At 72.1% G+C, this 16,760-nt stretch carries 17 protein-coding genes, 1 tRNA gene and 1 pseudogene; 7 read left to right on the top strand and 12 right to left on the bottom strand.

Annotated elements, in window-relative coordinates; all coding sequences use genetic code 11:
* The first annotated feature begins 456 nt into the window (after positions 1-456).
* Together mshA and AC02VZ_RS19875 are read left to right on the top strand one after the other, a co-directional pair.
* Positions 457-1,845, top strand: coding sequence for a D-inositol-3-phosphate glycosyltransferase (mshA, locus tag AC02VZ_RS19880; RefSeq protein ID WP_432054783.1), 1,389 nt, complete (start codon positions 457-459; stop codon positions 1,843-1,845).
* A pseudogene (locus tag AC02VZ_RS19875) lies at positions 1,838-2,362 on the top strand (type III secretion system chaperone family protein); the annotation flags it as partial. The gene mshA and the pseudogene AC02VZ_RS19875, both read left to right, overlap by 8 nt.
* Before the next feature lie 163 nt (positions 2,363-2,525).
* On the opposite strand, the gene AC02VZ_RS19870 reads toward AC02VZ_RS19875, so the two are convergent.
* On the bottom strand, positions 2,526-3,251 hold the full coding sequence (locus AC02VZ_RS19870; RefSeq protein ID WP_432054781.1) for a VIT1/CCC1 transporter family protein: 726 nt from the start codon (positions 3,249-3,251) through the stop codon (positions 2,526-2,528).
* Positions 3,252-3,517: 266 nt separating this feature from the next.
* Here AC02VZ_RS19870 and AC02VZ_RS19865 point away from each other — a divergent pair, with 266 nt between their 5' ends.
* Positions 3,518-4,093 (top strand): hypothetical protein, encoded by a 576-nt coding sequence (locus AC02VZ_RS19865; protein WP_476476016.1) that lies wholly within the window; start codon positions 3,518-3,520, stop codon positions 4,091-4,093.
* 123 nt (positions 4,094-4,216) lie between these two features.
* On the opposite strand, the gene AC02VZ_RS19860 is transcribed toward AC02VZ_RS19865, so the two are convergent.
* The 5 genes from AC02VZ_RS19860 to AC02VZ_RS19840 all read right to left on the bottom strand — a co-directional run bounded on the left by AC02VZ_RS19860 (position 4,217) and on the right by AC02VZ_RS19840 (position 6,902).
* Positions 4,217-5,137, bottom strand: coding sequence for a hypothetical protein (locus AC02VZ_RS19860; protein WP_476476015.1), 921 nt, complete (start codon positions 5,135-5,137; stop codon positions 4,217-4,219).
* A 270-nt stretch (positions 5,138-5,407) separates the two neighbouring features.
* Positions 5,408-5,626, bottom strand: a complete 219-nt coding sequence (locus AC02VZ_RS19855; protein WP_432054778.1) for a DUF397 domain-containing protein — start codon at positions 5,624-5,626, stop codon at positions 5,408-5,410.
* A gap of 24 nt (positions 5,627-5,650) precedes the next feature.
* Positions 5,651-5,869, bottom strand: coding sequence for a DUF397 domain-containing protein (locus tag AC02VZ_RS19850; protein WP_432054777.1), 219 nt, complete (start codon positions 5,867-5,869; stop codon positions 5,651-5,653).
* Positions 5,870-5,893: 24 nt separating this feature from the next.
* Positions 5,894-6,025 (bottom strand): DUF397 domain-containing protein, encoded by a 132-nt coding sequence (locus AC02VZ_RS19845; protein ID WP_432054776.1) that lies wholly within the window; start codon positions 6,023-6,025, stop codon positions 5,894-5,896.
* Complete coding sequence (locus AC02VZ_RS19840) at positions 5,988-6,902, bottom strand: helix-turn-helix domain-containing protein (RefSeq protein ID WP_432054775.1); 915 nt, start codon at positions 6,900-6,902, stop codon at positions 5,988-5,990. Before AC02VZ_RS19840 ends, AC02VZ_RS19845 begins: the two co-directional genes overlap by 38 nt.
* 181 nt (positions 6,903-7,083) lie before the next feature.
* Between AC02VZ_RS19840 and AC02VZ_RS19835 the strand changes: the two genes are divergently transcribed.
* The gene (locus AC02VZ_RS19835; protein WP_476476014.1) at positions 7,084-7,575 is read left to right on the top strand and encodes an ATP-binding protein; all 492 of its coding nucleotides are present in this window, start codon (positions 7,084-7,086) and stop codon (positions 7,573-7,575) included.
* A gap of 302 nt (positions 7,576-7,877) precedes the next feature.
* A complete protein-coding gene (gene helR, locus AC02VZ_RS19830; RefSeq protein ID WP_476476013.1) occupies positions 7,878-10,187 on the top strand; it encodes an RNA polymerase recycling motor ATPase HelR in 2,310 nt (769 codons plus the stop codon).
* Here helR and AC02VZ_RS19825 read toward each other — a convergent pair.
* A complete protein-coding gene (locus AC02VZ_RS19825) occupies positions 10,182-10,529 on the bottom strand; it encodes a hypothetical protein (protein WP_476476012.1) in 348 nt (115 codons plus the stop codon). The two genes, helR and AC02VZ_RS19825, sit on opposite strands and share 6 nt — an antisense overlap.
* Positions 10,530-10,856: 327 nt before the next feature.
* Between AC02VZ_RS19825 and AC02VZ_RS19820 the strand changes: the two genes are divergently transcribed.
* Positions 10,857-11,270, top strand: coding sequence for a hypothetical protein (locus tag AC02VZ_RS19820; protein WP_476476011.1), 414 nt, complete (start codon positions 10,857-10,859; stop codon positions 11,268-11,270).
* A 202-nt stretch (positions 11,271-11,472) separates the two neighbouring features.
* Here AC02VZ_RS19820 and AC02VZ_RS19815 read toward each other — a convergent pair whose 3' ends face one another.
* From AC02VZ_RS19815 to AC02VZ_RS19805, 3 genes are all read right to left on the bottom strand, one after another.
* Entirely contained in the window at positions 11,473-12,837 is a 1,365-nt protein-coding gene (locus AC02VZ_RS19815) for an MFS transporter (protein WP_476476010.1), read from the bottom strand.
* 329 nt (positions 12,838-13,166) lie between these two features.
* Positions 13,167-13,241, bottom strand: a tRNA-Trp gene (locus AC02VZ_RS19810).
* Positions 13,242-13,388: 147 nt separating this feature from the next.
* Entirely contained in the window at positions 13,389-14,006 is a 618-nt protein-coding gene (locus tag AC02VZ_RS19805; protein WP_432054769.1) for a hypothetical protein, read from the bottom strand.
* 417 nt (positions 14,007-14,423) lie between these two features.
* On the opposite strand from AC02VZ_RS19805, the gene AC02VZ_RS19800 reads away from it, so the two are divergent.
* Complete coding sequence (locus AC02VZ_RS19800) at positions 14,424-15,182, top strand: DUF6928 family protein (RefSeq protein WP_476476009.1); 759 nt, start codon at positions 14,424-14,426, stop codon at positions 15,180-15,182.
* Positions 15,183-15,318: 136 nt separating this feature from the next.
* On the opposite strand, the gene AC02VZ_RS19795 is transcribed toward AC02VZ_RS19800, so the two are convergent.
* Both AC02VZ_RS19795 and AC02VZ_RS19790 read right to left on the bottom strand, forming a co-directional pair.
* Positions 15,319-15,648: a hypothetical protein gene (locus AC02VZ_RS19795; RefSeq protein ID WP_432054767.1), complete on the bottom strand. Its 330-nt coding sequence runs from the start codon at positions 15,646-15,648 to the stop codon at positions 15,319-15,321.
* A gap of 248 nt (positions 15,649-15,896) precedes the next feature.
* On the bottom strand, positions 15,897-16,658 hold the full coding sequence (locus AC02VZ_RS19790) for a phosphoglyceromutase (protein WP_164338846.1): 762 nt from the start codon (positions 16,656-16,658) through the stop codon (positions 15,897-15,899).
* Positions 16,659-16,760 lie beyond the last annotated feature (102 nt).

Raw genomic sequence — 16,760 nt, 5'->3', positions numbered from 1 at the left:
GACGACGTGCGCTCCCCGGCTCGGACGGGGACGCGCCGGGGAGCGCCCGTCGGGCAGGGAGGCGGCGCGGGCGGTCATGCCTACGAGGGTAGGCGGGCAGCCGACGGCCCCGTGCCCACGGGCCCGTGCCGCCTTCGGGCCGCCGTCGACCGTGTGCGGCACCCGCGCCGGCCGTACAGGCGCCCCTGGCCTCGCCGACCGACCCCGCCCCGCCCACGTCCGCGCCCGCGCCCAGAGCGTCCCGTCGGCCATCCGACCCCTGCAACGCCTGCCACGTCTGCCACCCCCGCCCCACGCCTCCCCGCCTCGAACGGTTGAGCGACCGACGGTAATGATTCGGCAAAGACCGCTCCCGGGGAGGTCACCCGGAAATGGGACGGCCTCCTCCGGTGTTCCAGTCCCGGAGGGTCGTACGACCCGTGCCCGCCATGCCCGCAGCCCGAGGAGGACCGCCACGTGAGCCAGTACATCGGCAGGCTCGGGCGGCGCTCCGCGGCCGTGCCCGCGCGGCTGCGGCTGCACCGTCGGCAGCCCCGCCGGGTGGCGATGCTCTCCGTGCACACCTCACCGCTGCACCAGCCGGGCACCGGTGACGCCGGCGGCATGAACGTGTACATCGTCGAACTGGCGCAGCGCCTCGCCGCGATCAACATCGAGGTCGAGATCTTCACGCGCGCGACCACCGCCGCCCTCCCGCCCACCGTCGAGCTGGCCCCCGGTGTCCTCGTCCGGCACGTCGACGCGGGCCCCTACGAGGGGCTGGCCAAGGAGGAGCTGCCCGCCCAGCTGTGTGCCTTCACGCACGGCGTGATGCAGGCGTGGGCGGGCCACCGTCCCGGCTACTACGACCTCGTCCACTCGCACTACTGGCTCTCCGGCCACGTCGGCTGGCTCGCCGCCCAGCGCTGGGGCGTGCCCCTGGTGCACGCCATGCACACCATGGCCAAGGTCAAGAACGCCAACCTCGCCGACGGTGACACCCCCGAACCGGCGGCCCGGGTCATCGGCGAGACCCAGATCGTCGAGGCCGCGGACCGGCTGATCGCCAACACCGCCGAGGAGGCCGACGAGCTGGTCCGCCACTACGCGGCCGACCCCGGCAAGGTCGCCGTCGTCCACCCCGGCGTCAACCTGGACCGCTTCCGCCCGTTCCCCAAAGCCCACGGTGAGCCCCGCGTGGTGGAGGGGGTGGGGACGTCGGCCGCCCGCGCCGCCGCCCGGGCCCGGCTGGGGCTGCCGCAGGACGCCCTGATCCCGCTCTTCGCGGGCCGCATACAGCCCCTGAAGGCGCCCGACGTCCTGCTCCGGGCGGTCGCCGTCCTCCTCGGCGAGCGTCCCGAGCTGCGTTCCCGGATCTGCGTCCCGGTGGTGGGCGGGCCCAGCGGCAGCGGCCTCGCCAAGCCGGAGGGGCTGCAGAAGCTGGCCGCGCGCCTGGGCATCGCCGACGTGGTGCGGTTCTGCCCGCCGGTCGCGCAGGAGCAGCTCGCGGACTGGTTCCGGGCGGCGAGCGTGCTGGTCATGCCGTCCTACAGCGAGTCGTTCGGCCTGGTCGCCATAGAGGCCCAGGCGGCCGGTACGCCGGTGCTGGCCGCCGCGGTCGGCGGTCTCCCCGTGGCGGTGCGCGACGGGCACACCGGCGTCCTCGTGCAGGGGCACGACCCCGCCGCCTACGCCCGCGTCCTGAGCGACTTCGCCGACGACCCCCACCTCGCCGACCGGATGGGCGCGGCTGCCGCCCGGCACGCCCAGTCCTTCGGCTGGGACACCGCGGCCGCCGCCACCGCCGACGTGTACGCGGCGGCGACGCAGGCGCACCGCCGTCACGTACGCTCGCTGCATGGCTGATCACGCGGAAGCAGAGCAGCGGAGGGCGTCCCGGGTCATCGAGGACGTGCTGAAGGACGCCGAGCTCGAATGGGAGAGCCCCGCGTCCGGCACGTACGTCGTGAAGCTGCCCGGCACCCGCAAGCTGTCGACCACGCTGTCCCTGATCGCGGGCCGTCACACGCTCTCCCTCAACGCCTTCGTCATCCGCCACCCCGACGAGAACGAGGCGGGCGTCCACCGCTGGCTCCTGGAGCGCAACCTCAAGCTGTACGGGGTGAGTTACGCCGTCGACCCGCTCGGCGACATCTACGTCACCGGACGCCTCCCGCTGCCCGCCGTCACCCCGGAGGAACTGGACCGCCTGCTCGGCCAGGTCCTGGAGGCGGCCGACGGCAGCTTCAACACCCTGCTGGAACTGGGCTTCGCCTCCGCGATCCGCAAGGAGTACGCCTGGCGGGTGTCCCGCGGCGAGTCGACCCGCAACCTGGACGCGTTCACCCACCTCCTGCAACGCCCCTCGGACGACCGGAGCCCCTCGGACGACCGGGGCCCGTCGGACGGTCGGGGCCCGTCGGACGGTCGGGGCCCGTCGGACGACCGGGGCCCGTCGGACGACCGGAGCCCCTCCGACGACCGGCTTCCCTCGGACGACTGACCCGCCTCCGCCCCCTCACGCAGGGGCACGCGGGCACCCCGGGTCAGACCTGCGAGCCGACCAGCAGGCCGATGCCGTACGTGACGGCCATGGCCGCCAGCCCGCCCACGACGACCCGCGCCACCGCCCGACGCTTGCTCGCCCCGCCCACCTGGGCGGAGACCGAGCCGGTCACGATCAGGGCGAGGAGCACGGCCCCGACCGTGGACGGCACGGCGACGGGCCGCGGTGTGAGCAGGATCGCGAGCAGGGGTACCAGCCCGCCGACGAGGAAGGCCAGCATCGACGACAGTCCCGCGTGCCACGGATTGACCAGCTCGTGCGGGTCGATGCCCAGGTGGAGGCGGGCGTGCGCGGCCAGCGCGTCCTTCCTGGTCAGCTGCACGGCCACGGGCCGGGCGAGGTCGGGGTCGATGCCGCGCTCCCGGATCAGTCCCGTGAGCTGCTTCAGCTCCGCGGAGGGGTTGGCCTTCAGCAGGCGGCGTTCGGCGGCCAGCTCCGCCTTCTGCGAGTCACGCTGACTGGACACGGAGACGTACTCGCCGACCGCCATCGACAGCGCCCCCGCCACCAGCGCGGCGATGCCGGAGGCCAGCAGCGCGCTGTTGCTCACCGCGGCGCCGGCCACGCCGACGACCAGGGCCGCGGTGGAGACGATGCCGTCGTTGGCCCCCATCACTCCCGCGCGGAGCCAGTTCAGGCGACGGGAGATCGTCCCGCTCCGGATCTCCTCCACGGTGCCTTCCGGCGGTGCCGAGCGCTCGTCCATCACAGCCACCTCTTCCCGGGGTGCCCGTCCGTTCCGCCTGCATCCTCGATCCCACGTCTCAGCGAAAACGTCCCAGCGAAAACGTCTCACCCATAACGTCTCACCGATAGGCCGATCACGCGCCGAGAACCGGGGCTGTCGTGCCCCATGCTGTGCCCGACCCGCGTCGTCGGTCCCGGTACGGTGGCTGACCTTGGGAGACGTCATGGGGGAGGGGAATGCGCGTGGGACGCGGGGAACTGGTGCCCGGACCGAGCATGGGCCCGGTGAGCCGCGTCCACTTCGTGCTGGCCTGGGGCCTGTGCGTCGCGGGGCTGCTGATCACCCTGGTGTCGTGGCTGCCGGGGCCGGGCAAGGTCCCCACCACGGCTGCCGTCGCCGTCTTCGCCGCGGCCATCCCCGTCTTCGGCGCCGCGCTGCTGAGGTCGATCTTCTCCGAACGTGCCCGGACGTTGCTGCGACGTGACGGCGGTGGCATGGGCAGGAGCATCGGTGTCAGGCCGCTCCTCGCCTTCCTCCGGACCCTCCCGACCGGTCTCCGGTGCGCTTACGTGCTGGTGCTCGTCGTGTTCGCGCTGGCCATGCTGACGGGGGGCGCCGCCGAGGACGCCCGAGCCGACGGAAACGGCCGCTACTACCACACCCACTGGAAGAGGCCGGAACAGCGCACGGAACGCGTGTGGCTCACCGAGGCGGAATACCACGAGGCGACCAGGGCCCGGACCCGCGTCTTCGCCTCTGCTGCCATGCTCTTCCACGGCGTCGCGGGCTTCCTCGTCCTCGTCGCGGCCCCTGCGGCCCCTCCGTCGGTGGCCCGGCGGGAGGAGACGGCGCGTCCGTAGGGCACCGCCGTGCGTGCCCGGGTGTCGGGCGTCGGGCTGCACGGCGCACCGCCGCAGGGCAGAGCGCGTCGACCTGTTCCGGTGTCGTGTCGCGTGACGCCTCACCCGGCCACGGTCACGCGCTCACCCCGCCGCCGCACGGATGGCCTCTGCCGGGCGGCAGTCGCGGCAGCGGCCCGGGGCCGGGGCGCGGAAGGCCCGTTCGCAGCCGTCGCAGGTCTGGAACGGCAGGACGGCTGCGGGGCGTTCGCGTTCCACGGGGTGAGCGGGCCGGGGCGGTGCGGGCAGCGGCGTTTCGCGGAGACGGAAGGCCAGGACGCTCGCCGGTCGGGCACGGAAGTGATCGGGGAGACCGGCCGTCAGCCGCTCGGTGATCTGGGTGGCCCCCACGCCCGCGGCCAGCCACTGGGTGACCGCCGGTGCCAGGCGTGCCGCTTCCTGCGCGGACAGGACGAGCCGGGCGTCCACCCGGCGGAGCGAGGCGAGCACCGCGACCGCGCGGGGATCGGCGCCCGCCAGGGATGCCGGTGGCGTGGTGGCGGCCGGTTGATCCGGCGTGGGCGGTGGCGAAGGCGCCGGGACCGTCGTGGCGGAGGCCGGCGGGGGCGCGGGCTCGGAGGAGGGCGGAACCGGTGCCGCCCTGCGGGGACGGGACGGCTTCGGCGGTTCCGGTGGCCCGTCCGGTGTCGGAGGGCCGCCGGGTACGTCGTAGAAGAACGTCCGCGTCCGGATGTGGCCGCTGGGCAGACGCACCCGGCGCCGCTCCAGGTACCCGGCGTTCTCCAACTCCCGCAGCGCACGCGAGATCAGGATCTCGCCCTCGGAGAAGTGCCCGCACAGGGCGTTGATGCTGACGGGGGCGCCGTCGGGCAGGGAGGCGATGTAGGCCGCGACGCCGATCGTGACCGCGCTGCCCCGGCGTTGGGCGAGGGCGTTGGCGAGCACCGTGAACTCGGCGGTGAGGCGGGTGCGTACGTGGGTCACACCGGTGGCCGGAGGTCCGGCGTCCGCGCGCAGGGGCGCGTTAGACTGCGAGTCAGCCATGGGGAAGGTCTCTTCTTCCTGCGTGGTGAGGCCCTCGCTCGGGATGCCCGTCCCGCCCGGGGGCCGTTCTGATTACTCTGGTCGCCGCGAACGTAACGGTCCGTGACCCGCCCAGGCAAGCCGGTCACCCGGACGGGTGACGCAGCCGGGAGGGTGGGCGGGTGGGTAGTTCTTTCCCCCGGTTCTTTGGTAGTCGAGTGGCCCACCGCCCCCTCGCGAACGAGGGACCGGCGGGCCGGGGAAACGGTGCGCTACCGGCACCCGGCCGCCTCACCTCCGGTGGCGACCGGCCTTCAACTCACCAATGAAGGCCACCCAGGTGGGGGCTCGGAAGGTGATCACGGGGCCGTGCGGTGCCTTGCTGTCACGGACGGGGGCGAGGCCGGGGGCGCCGGTGGCCACCTCGACGCAGTCGCCGCCCGCCTGGTTGCTGTAGCTGCTCTTGCGCCACTCTGCGCCGTTCAGTTCGGGACGGGACGTGCGCGACACGCGGGCTCCCTTCGGAGGGCTGATTCAGCCCAGCGGGCGTGCGGTCTTCAGGGCGCCTATGAACGTGGCCCACGCTCCCGTTCGGAAGGTCAGTACGTGACCGTTCGCGTCCTTGCTGTCACGGACGGGGGCGAGGCCGGGGACCCCATCGGCCACCTCGACGCAGTTGCCACCCTCCTGGTTGCTGTGGCTGCTCTTGCGCCATCCTGTGACGTTCGGGTCGGGTCGGAACGTGCGTGTCACGCGGGCTCCCTTCGGAGGGCTGATTCAGCCCAGCGGGCGTGCGGTCTTCAGGGCGCCTATGAACGTGGCCCACGCTCCCGTTCGGAAGGTCAGTACGTGACCGTTCACGTCCTTGCTGTCACGGACGGGGGCGAGGCCGGGGACCCCATCGGCCACCTCGACGCAGTCGCCCCCTTCCTGATTGCTGTAGCTGCTCTTGCGCCACTCTGCGCCGTTCAGATCGGGACGGGACGTTCGCTCCACGGTGGTTGTCCTCCATCACGGATCGGATCATGTCGAGCGACATGAGCGGGGGCAGAGCTGCTGCCCTGAGCCGATCGTAAGTCAGACTGAACTTCGCGACCTCGGACGGTTCTTCGACAAGTTGGCCGTAGTGCGCCCCCTCGGTGTAGACGACGTCGGTGGCACCGGGAAGCCGGAGGATGGTCAGTGAGCCGCCCATCGCGTCGTGTTCCCCCTGGTCGAAGGGCAATACCTGCAGCGTGATGTGTGGTTCGTCCGCCGCGCTGAGCAGCCGTTCCAGCTGTTCGCGCATGACAACACGCCCTCCGATCGGGCGCCGTAGGACCGCTTCGTCGAGAACGACCCACAGCGCGGGCCGATCGGGTGCGCTGAGACGTACCTGCCGAGTCAGACGGGCCTTGAGCCTCTCCTCGAGTTGCTCGTCACTTTTGAGCGTCAGACCGACGCGCAGAACGGCTCGCGCGTATGCCTCGGTCTGGAGGAGACCTGGCACCAGGTGTGCCGCGTATTGCCCGATGTCCTCGGCTCGCTCCGAAAGTTCGATGAACGAGCGCGACCAGTCCGGGAACGCCTCCCGGTAGACGTACGGCCACAAGTCGACCAGCAGTCCGTCCGCCCCGAGCGCCGTGTCCAGCGCCTGCGTCAGCGCCAGCGTCGGCCGAGCGCCTGACGCCCGTTCGATCTGGGTGATCCGCGTGCTCACCACGTGGGTGCGGGCGCCGAGTTCGGCCTGGGTCAGGCCCGCCGCCGTGCGCAGCTTGCGCACCCGGGAGCCGAACAGCGCGGCCATGGACGAGTGCGGATCAATTCCTTTGGCCAAGGTGTCACTTCCGTTCCTTACGAGCCGAAAGGTAAGGCTGCGCCCCCTTTTGAGCGTAGGGCTCGGCGGCCACTCTTGGGCACGGAACGTGATGACGTACTCACCCTGTGAGGCGTCACGGATCTCGATGCACCACAAGGACGGACAGCACGTGCTCACAGGAACGAGGGACGGCATCGAACGCCGCGCTCTCAGCATGCAGTTGCCCTCGACGGCGCGCGGCGCACGCGCCGCCCGGCGTCTCGCCGTACGGCGCTTGGAAGAGTGGGGCCACCCCCCGGAGTCGGACGCGTCCGGTGCCGTCGCGCTCGTCGTCGCCGAGCTGGCCACGAACGCGGTCCGACACGGCAGCGTGCCAGGGCGGGAACTCGGGCTCCGTGTCGAGTACGACGGGACGTCGGGCCTGGTGCGGATCGAGGTGTCGGACGCGGCGACGGCGAAGAGGCCACCGGAGACGGCGCCTTCGTCCTGCCCCGACGGGGAGTCGGGGCGGGGGCTGCTCCTGGTGGACGCGCTGAGCCGGCGCTGGGGCTGGACTCCTCGGGAGACCGTGGGCAAGACGGTCTGGGCGGAGGTGCCGGTCGGCCCGCCGGGCGGGAGTGGTGGCCGTTCCGGCACTCCCGGTGCGGGCGCGGTGCCGTAGGGGCGGGCGCGGGGCCCGGGAGCGATCGGCTTGCTCTCGTTCGGCTACGGGCCGGGAAGGAGGCGGCGCGTGACCCTGCGGCCTCGACAGCCAGGAACCTCGACAGCCAGGAACAGGGTGAGGAACCGGGGGAAGGGGGCGTGCGGGCCTGAACAGGAGGGTCCGAGCGCGGTGGGTGGCTGGTCACGCACTGCCCGCCACTCTCAACGTATAGCGCACTGGGGGGCTTGCGGCAAGGCCCCCCTTGTGTCGCAGAATCTCCGGCCTGGGCCAGGAAGCTGCGGAAAAGGGTGGTTCGCGTGATGAGTACGACACTGTCCGGATACGGCGCGGGCGATGCGGCCGGGGCCGGGGTCGGAACCGGAGCCGGGGCCTTCGGCCTTCCGGAACGGCTCGCCGCCAAGGCCGACCCCGCACTGATCGCGGCCGACGAGGCGCACTTCGCCGCGATCGCGGCCTGCCTGGAGGAGACGATCGCCGAGCTGACCGCCCGTCTCGACGCCGAACGCAGGGCGCCCGGCGGCCTCGGCCGGCACGCCATGGACCGGGACGCCGAGATCCACCGCCTGACCGGCCGCCTGCGCACACTGCGCCGCTTCGGCCTCGACCTCTGCCTGGGGCGCATGGTCGCCGACGACGGTACCGACCCCGTCTACGTGGGCCGCCTCGGCCTCACCGACAGCACCGGCCGCCGCCTCCTCGTCGACTGGCGCAGCCCGGCGGCCGAACCGTTCTTCGGGGCCACGCACGCCGACCCGATGGGGCTGGCCAGCCGCCGCCGGTACCGGTGGTCCGGGGGGCGGGTCAGCGACTACTGGGACGAGGTGTTCACGGCGGACGGCCTCACCGGGCACGCCGCCTCCCTGGACGACCAGTCGGCGTTCATCGCGAGCCTGGGCAGCACCCGTTCGCCCCGGATGCGGGACGTGCTCGGCACCATCCAGGCGGACCAGGACGCCGTCATCCGGGCCGGTTCGCGGGGCACCCTCGTCGTGGACGGCGGGCCGGGGACCGGGAAGACCGTCGTCGCCCTGCACCGTTCCGCCTACCTCCTGCACGCCGACCCCCGGCTGGGCCGGCGCCGGGGCGGCGTGCTGTTCGTCGGCCCGCACCGCCCGTACCTGGACTACGTCTCCGACGTACTGCCCAGCCTCGGCGAGGAGGGCGTGCAGACGTGCATCCTGCGGGACCTCGTGGACGAGGGGGCCGACGCCGTACCGGAGTCCGACCCGGAGGTGGCCCGGCTGAAGGCGTCCGCCGACATGGTGCGGGCGATCGACACCGCCGTCCGCTTCTACGAGGACCCGCCCACCGAGGCGTCGACGGTGACCACGCCCTGGTCCGAGGTGCGGCTCACCCCCGCCGACTGGGAGGCGGCCTTCGCGGCCGTGGAACCGGGCACCCCGCACAACGAGGCCCGGGAGCAGATCCGGGAGGAACTGTTCACGATCATCGTCGACCAGCACGACCCCGACGACCCGGCGGGCGACGCCCCGGACCGGGGCGGCGGGGTCTCCCCGGAACTGCTGCGCAGGGCGCTCCGGCAGAACAGGGAACTGGCCACCGCCCTCAACAACGCCTGGCCCCTCCTCGACGCGGCCGACCTCGTCTCCGACCTCTGGTCGGTACCGGCCTACCTGCGCCTGTGCGCCCCGTGGCTCGGCCCGGACGAGGTGAAGAGGCTCCAGCGCGCCGACCCCCGCGCCTGGACCGTGTCCGACCTGCCCCTCCTGGACGCGGCCCGGCACCGCCTCGGCGACCCCGAGTCGGACCGGCGCGCCCGCCGGCAGCAGGCCGCCCTCGCCGCCCAGCGCGAGCGCATGAACCAGGTCGTCGACAACCTCGTCGAGGCCACCGCCCACTCCGGTGCCGACCTGGACGACGGGGAGGGGCTCGTCATCATGCTCCGCGGCCAGGGCGCCGACGTCAGCCTCGTCGACACCTCCGAACTGCCCACCGCCACCCCGGACCTGCTCGCCGGACCCTTCGCGCACATCGTGGTGGACGAGGCACAGGAACTCACCGACGCGGAATGGCAGATGCTGTTGCTGCGCTGCCCGTCTCGCAGCTTCACCGTCGTCGGCGACCGCGCCCAGGCCCGGCACGGCTTCACCGAGTCCTGGCGGGAACGCCTCGAACGCGTCGGCCTCGACCGCGTCCGCCTTGCCTCCCTCACCGTCAACTACCGCACCCCGGAGGAGATCATGACGGAGGCGGAGCCGGTGATCCGCGCCGTGCTCCCGGACGCCAACGTGCCGACCTCCGTCCGCAGCACCGGCATCCCCGTCACCCACGGCAGTGTCGCCGACCTCGACGCCACCCTGGACACCTGGCTCGCCACCCACCCCGAGGGCACGGCCTGCGTCATCGGCACCCCGGCCGGGGACAGGCGCGCGACGGAGCGGGTGCGGTTCCTGACCCCGGAACTGTCCAAGGGGCTGGAGTTCGACCTCGTCGTCCTGGTCGCCCCGGAGCGCTTCGGCGCGGACACCGACACCGGCGGGAGTGCCGACGGTGCGTCCCCGTCCGGCGCCGGCATCTCGGGAGCGGTGGACCACTACGTGGCGATGACGCGGGCGACGCGGCAACTGGTGGTGCTCGGTGGCTCATGACGTCCGGTCGGCTGCCGGGGCCTTCCCGGCACGGCGCTCACCGGCGTCCTTCCGCTCGGCGAGCAGGAACAGGACGGCGGCTGCCGCGATGCATCCGAAGCCCACATACATCCAGGCCATCATCGTCTCCAGGGAGGCGTCGGCGATGCGGGGGAGGCCGTTGACGAGCATGAGCCCGTAGATGCAGAGCGTCCCGTAGGCCCGGAGCCGCATTCCGGCCCGCTGCCCCTCCGCGATCCAGGGCGGTGTCCACCATCCCGTCAGCAAGGCCACCGGTATCGGCAGCACGAGCACCGTGGCCACCGCCAGTGCTGCCCAGTGGTACAGCGGATTGCCGTTCACGTGCGCTCCCCCCGTCAAGAGATCGCCACCTTATGGAGCGCAGCGAGCCACGTCCATGGAGGAGGGAGGGCGCCGCGGGGACGGGCCCCGGCCCGGGCCGCAGGACCCGGGGTGACGCGGCGGCCCCGCCCCGGGCCCCTGCCGCACGGCGAGGCGTACCGTACTGCTCGGCCGACGACGACGGCATCGCGAGGCGGTGCGGGTGGAGGGAGGCCGAGGCACACAGGCCGAGGGGGACAACGGATGACGGCCGGACGACCACGGACCGCTTCTGCGGGGAGCCGTGCGAAGCGGGCGGTCCAGAGCGCGGCAGTGCACCTCGCCGCCATGCACCTGAGCGGGGCGCTGCTGCTCCTCACGTTCCTGGTACCCCTGACCTGGACCCTGGATGCCTACGACGTGACGCCGGGCGGCGATCCCACGGCGGATGCACCCGCTGCCGTCCCCCTGGCCCTCGTCCTGGTCTGCGTGAGCTTCCACGTCCTGGTCCAGATCCCCTCGGGCCTCCTGGGAACCCGGCTGGGCCGCCACCGCACGGTGCGCGCCGACTACGTCCTCGCCGTGGCCCTGGCGGGCGCCCTCACCTTCGCCCTCCTGTGCGTGGCGTCGGGGTCGGCCGAAGCCGCCGTCGGCGCCTGGCCGTTGTGGACCGAACTCATGGCACGCGGGGCCCTGACGCTGGCGGCCTACGTGTGGCTCAACCGTTGGCTACGGCGCCCACGGCCCGCGGCAAGGGGGTGACCGGCAAATGCCCATCGGGCCGTAGGCCCGGCAGGCCCGGCAGTCCCGACCGGATGGCAGCCGGTACCGACCGCTCGGTGTCCCGGGGCGCCCCGCCGGGCCGTGCCGCCTGGACTCCGGGACGGCACGCCCGACGGGACGCGGACGACGGACGGGGAGACAACGGACGAGGAGACGACGGACGACGCGTCACCCGGCCTGTTCAGGCACCCGCGTCGGTCCCCGGAGGCGCCGCTCCCCCTCCGGGGACCGACGCGGGCAGCCGCCGGGCCACGACCGCCCCGGCCACCAGCCCCACGTCGGCCAGTGCGGTGGCGACCAGGAACGGGTCGACGGAGTGCAGGGCGGGAGCGAACCCGACCCCCACGCAGACGGCCACCCCGGTGGCGCCGCCCAGTTGATCCGCCGCGCGCTGCACGCCCGAGGCGATCCCGGCGTCGTCCTCGGTGACGCCGCTGACCGCGACGTACTGCAACCCCACCAGACCGAAGCCCATCCCGGCCGCGATCAGGAGCATGGCCGGGATCAGCGCGACCCCACCCGCCCCCACCGCCGAGACGAGGGCGATCACGGCCATCGCGGCGGCGGTGAACCCGATCCCGGCCCGTACGCACACCCGCGCTCCCCATCGGCCCAGCAGGCGCGGCGCGAACACCGAGCAGGCGATCAACGCCACCGCCAGCGGCACCATCGTCACGCCCGCCTCCCACGGGCCCAGGCCCGACCGGTCCTGCAGGTGGAACGTGAACAACAGGAACGACGTCGACAGCGCGCCGCTCAGCAGCATCGTCGTCACGTTGGCGCGAACCCGCGTGCGGTGGGCGAAGAACCGCGGCGGCAACAGCGGGTGACGCGCACGCCCTTCGACCCGCACGAACACGGCCCCGGCGGCCACCGCACCGGCCAGCGCCGCGGGGGTGACCCAGCCCGGCGATCCGGGCTCGCCGGCCTCCACGACACCGTAGGCGAGCAGCAACGGGCACACGGTCAGCAGCAGCGCGCCGGGCAGGTCCAGCGGCGGCGCGTCCCCCGTCGACGGCCGCTCGCGCTCGACCAGGAGCACGGCCGCCGCCATCACCACCAGGACGAACGGCACCGACACCAGGAAGATCCACCGCCACCCCCAGTGCGCGGTGATGAACCCGGACAGGACGAACCCGAGGACGAGACCACAGCTCGCCACGGCCGCCCACACGCCCAAGGCCCGTGACCGGCGCGGCCCTTCGGGGAATGTCAGGACGACGACGGCCATCGCGGCGGGCAGCGCGACGGCCTCACCGGCCCCCTGAGCCAGACGCGCGACCACCAGGAGGGGAAACGTCGGCGCCAGCCCCGCCAGCAGGGAGGCCGCCCCGAACAGGCCGGTGCCGAGCAGCAGCACCCGCCGCCGCCCGAGCAGATCCCCCAGCCGGCCACCGAGCATCAGCAACCCGCCACCCGTGACCGTGTACCCGACCACGACCCAGGTGAGCGCATGCCCGCCGGCGTCGAACTCGGCGCCGATCGAGGGCAGGGCGATGTTGACCACGGTCACGTCGACCGCGACGAGGAACTGCAACATGGACATCGCGCACAGCACCAGCCATGCGCGCACGGAAGACGGGCCGGAGCGCCCGCCTGAAGAGAGGATGCCTGGAAGCATCAGGTGCTCCGTCGCTCAGAGATGGCTCCGAGCAGCACGAACGTGCCGCTCCGATCGGATCACGAAGCGACTGGACGTCCAGGAGAAGTGACGTGCGTCGAACGTCCCGCCGCTAGCGGGACGTCCAGGTCACCGCGGCGCAGGCGGCCGCGCTCGAAGAAGCAGACATGCCGGGGACGTTACCAGGACAGGAGCGGGGACGCCCTCGGGATTCGCCGGCCGTCGGGGACGGGCACCCAGGGGGACGGGACGGACATAACCGACCGGATTCGAACCGGCGTCCTCGCGGTTCTGGAGACCGCGCGCGACAACCTCTGCGCTACGGCTACGTCCGGCGGGAATCCTAGCCGGGCGCGTGTCCGCACAGCCCCGGTTCGCGGGCCGGTCCCGCGGCCCTACGTCGGAGCAGCCGAGAGCCCGTCGCCGCCGCGCGGGAAGCGCCGAAGAAGGACTCCCCCGGGGCTGTCACGGCGGGCCTAGTCATGCCGGGCGAAGATCTCCTGGAGGCGGGCCAGGTCTGCTGCCTTCTCCTCCTCGTCCTGGTACCGGCCCCGCTCGTCGCGGACTGCCGTGAACGTCTCCGGGGTGAGGCTCTGGCCGAAGCGGTAGACCTGCAGGCAGTAGTCGAAGCCGGACTCACGGAAGAGGTCCAGGCCCTCCTGCCGACAGTGCTCCGCCACCCCGTCGGCGATGTGCCAGCGGGAGCCGTCGTACCAGAACACCCCACCCGCGTAGTGGATCGTCCGCTGCGTCTCCGGGTCGGTGAGGTTCAGCGACTCGTAGTTCTCGGGGCGGTCGCGGAGCAGCGCGACGAGAGATTCGGGGACGCCCCTGAAGAAGGACTCCTGGAGGGCGAAGTCCTCCTCCGCGTACAGATTCAGGTCCGACTCGTGGTCGAACGTCAGCAGCAGCGCGCGGCCGTCCTCCGTGAAGTACCAGACGGTGGACTGACCGCCGCCGTCGTTCCAGGCCAACCGGCGCGCACCGGGCACCGCCACCGGCTCGGCACCGACCACGTCGTGCACGACGGCCGCACGGCGCCGCACTTCCTGAAGATCCGTCGCCGCCAGGGCGCCCCACGTCGCATCACTCATCCCCGCAGACTATCCGGCACCTCCGACAGGCCAGACGGGTAAGCCGGTCACCGGCGGCCCTCCGGCAACCAGACTCTCTCGCCCGGGAAACGGCTCCTGTGCGCCGGGCCGTGCGGTGGAACCACAGGACCCACGATGAAGCCCTCTGCGCGCGGAGAACCCGTGGGCAGAGGGCTTGCTCGTGCGGGCCTGATTCTTCTTGCCCTGGGTGCTGTCGGGGATCTTGGTGACCTGCGTTTCCGCTGCTCAGGGGCGGTGGGATGGTGCGCCTGGTGGTCGTCGTCGGTCGTCATCGGCCACTGCCGAGCAGCCTCGGACGGCCAAGAGACGGCCCAGCCGGGCAGGCAGGTTGAGCCGCCTTGTCAGTGCGTGCGGCTAGGGTGCGCCCACTACTAGGCAACGCTCTGGGGAGGGGCTTTGGGAGCCAAGACGGGGCTGCTGGTGTACGCGGACGGCGACGTGCCGGGGTTGCTGCGGCGCGTGGGGGCGGCGGACCTTGACCGGACGGTCACCATGATGCGGCGGCTCTACCCGGGTCGGGAGATCGAACAGTGCGGGGGCTCCCATCTCGGGGACGGCGTATACCCGCCGGAGGGGACGGTGTGCGCAGCGAGCTGGCCGGATGTGGAGATCATCGGTGATCAGGAAGTGATGATCGACGTCCCTTCTCAGCTCCCGGAACACCTCGTGGCGGCAAGTACCGGCCGACGGCTCGTCCTGCACGCCATGCACAGCGTCGTCGACTGGCTGGCGTTCGCCGTGTGGGAGGACGGGCGCCTCGTCCGCTCCCTGAGCCTGTCGCCGGCCAGCGGAATCATCGAGAACATCGGCGAACCGCTCCCCTTCGAACTGCCCTACTGGGCCGGCGACCGCCCGGCCGACATCGTTCCCTGGCCCGGCGAGGAGGAAGAGCCGTACGCCCTGCCCTTCCACCCTCTGAACCTGGGCGAGGACGCGTTGCGGGCGCTCTGCGGGTTCATTCAAGAGGGCCGTCCCGAGCCCGACGACGTCGACGCGGACGCCATCGAACTGTACGGATTCCACGTGCGGGACCCATACGGGCTCGGTCCCGCCGAGCAGGAAGCGAAGGTGCGCAGACCTGCTGAGGACACGGATCCGCCGCGCTTCTACACACTGAGCCCTGACGGCTCACTGGTCGAGCGCGACGGCCTTTAGCTCAAGACCTCTTCGTCCCGAAGCGACTTGGCTGGGGGCTCGGCCCTGGACTGGTGTGGCACTCACCTGCGCTGATGGTCCGCAGACGTCCCACCCGTCCGCCGTCGTTCGTGGGCGTCGTCACGCAGTTGGGCACTCATGGCTGCTGCGCAGCTTGCTTCGCTGTCGTGTTTCGGGCGTGAGCTTCGCGTCGCAGTCGGCGTTCGTAGTCCTCGATCTGGCGAGCTATGGGGATGCTGGTGGCAGTTCGGATCAACCGCTCGTTTTCACGATCCACAAGGTAAGGACCGTTGCCTCCCAACCGAGGGCGCTGTCCGTTCTGACCGTCCCAGACTGCCCCCCAGTAGAAGATCCACCCGAACGGCAAGGCCTCCACGCGCAGGATCTGAAGGTCGTACGTGACGTGGCTCCGCACGTCGTCAATCTCGGCAAGCACCAGTCGGCGCGCGTCCTCCTCGGTCAGCATGATCCGATGGTGACATGGCGCCTTCACGTGCTGGCTCACGCACACCCGCTTCAGGAGAAAGGCCAGGGGATCTGCGGGCTGAGCTGCGGCTTCGCCGACCGAGGCAGCGGGCGGCCACTCGACTGCGGAGCACCGGCCTTGACCGTGGCTGACCCCTGCATCTGGCACGGTTGTGGCACGAACCTCAGCCGACGACAAAGCCCCCTGCCCGCGAGAAAACCGCAGGCAGGGGGCTTGATCAGTACCGCTTACTTCTTCTTGCCCTGGTTCTTGACCGCCTCGATCGCGGCAGCTGCCGCGTCCGGGTCGAGGTAGGTGCCGCCCGGGTTGACCGGCTTGAAGTCGGCGTCGAGGTCGTAGTGCAGGGGGATGCCGGTCGGGATGTTGAGGCCCGCGATGTCGGCGTCCGAGATGCCGTCCAGGTGCTTGACCAGGGCGCGCAGGCTGTTGCCGTGGGCGGCGACGAGGACCGTGCGGCCGGTGAGGAGGTCCGGGACGATGTTGTCGAACCAGTAGGGGAGCATCCGGACGACGACGTCCTTCAGGCACTCCGTCTGCGGGCGCAGCTCCGGCGGGAGGGTCGCGTAGCGCGGGTCGGAGAACTGGGAGTACTCGGCGTCGTTGGCGAGCGGGGGCGGCGGGGTGTCGTAGGAGCGGCGCCAGAGCATGAACTGCTCCTCGCCGAACTCCGCGAGGGTCTGCGCCTTGTCCTTGCCCTGGAGGGCGCCGTAGTGACGCTCGTTCAGGCGCCAGCTGCGGCTGACCGGGATCCACAGGCGGTCGGCGGACTCGAGCGCCAGCTGGGCGGTGCGGATCGCGCGCTTCTGGAGCGAGGTGTGGAGCACGTCGGGCAGCAGGCCGGCTTCCTTCAGCAGCTCGCCGCCGCGCGTCGCCTCCTTCTCGCCCTTCGGGGTGAGGTTGACGTCCACCCAGCCGGTGAACAGGTTCTTCTCGTTCCACTCGCTCTCGCCGTGGCGGAGGAGGATCAGCTTGTACGGTGCGTCGGCCATGGGGCCGAGGGTAATCGAAGGCCCGCGCGAGCCGCGCGTGCCGCCCGCACAGCGGACGGTTGACGGGATCTGTTAATCGGGTGGTTCGGCGGGGCGCGGCAT

Source organism: Streptomyces sp. 3-6, from assembly GCF_056323165.1.
Note: the sequence above shows the minus strand (reverse complement) of the source record. Positions and strands in the feature narration are given on the sequence as shown.

Bases quoted from the DNA above. Each gene is read 5' to 3' on its own strand.
- AC02VZ_RS19870 (WP_432054781.1), bottom strand. From the start codon at position 3,251: ATGGACGAGCGCTCGGCACCGCCGGAAGGCACCGTGGAGGAGATCCGG.
- AC02VZ_RS19860 (WP_476476015.1), bottom strand. From the start codon at position 5,137: ATGGCTGACTCGCAGTCTAACGCGCCCCTGCGCGCGGACGCCGGACCT.
- AC02VZ_RS19840 (WP_432054775.1), bottom strand. From the start codon at position 6,902: ATGGCCGCGCTGTTCGGCTCCCGGGTGCGCAAGCTGCGCACGGCGGCG.
- helR (WP_476476013.1), top strand. From the start codon at position 7,878: ATGAGTACGACACTGTCCGGATACGGCGCGGGCGATGCGGCCGGGGCC.
- AC02VZ_RS19820 (WP_476476011.1), top strand. From the start codon at position 10,857: ATGCACCTGAGCGGGGCGCTGCTGCTCCTCACGTTCCTGGTACCCCTG.
- AC02VZ_RS19815 (WP_476476010.1), bottom strand. From the start codon at position 12,837: ATGTCCATGTTGCAGTTCCTCGTCGCGGTCGACGTGACCGTGGTCAAC.
- AC02VZ_RS19805 (WP_432054769.1), bottom strand. From the start codon at position 14,006: ATGAGTGATGCGACGTGGGGCGCCCTGGCGGCGACGGATCTTCAGGAA.
- AC02VZ_RS19795 (WP_432054767.1), bottom strand. From the start codon at position 15,648: ATGCTGACCGAGGAGGACGCGCGCCGACTGGTGCTTGCCGAGATTGAC.
- AC02VZ_RS19790 (WP_164338846.1), bottom strand. From the start codon at position 16,658: ATGGCCGACGCACCGTACAAGCTGATCCTCCTCCGCCACGGCGAGAGC.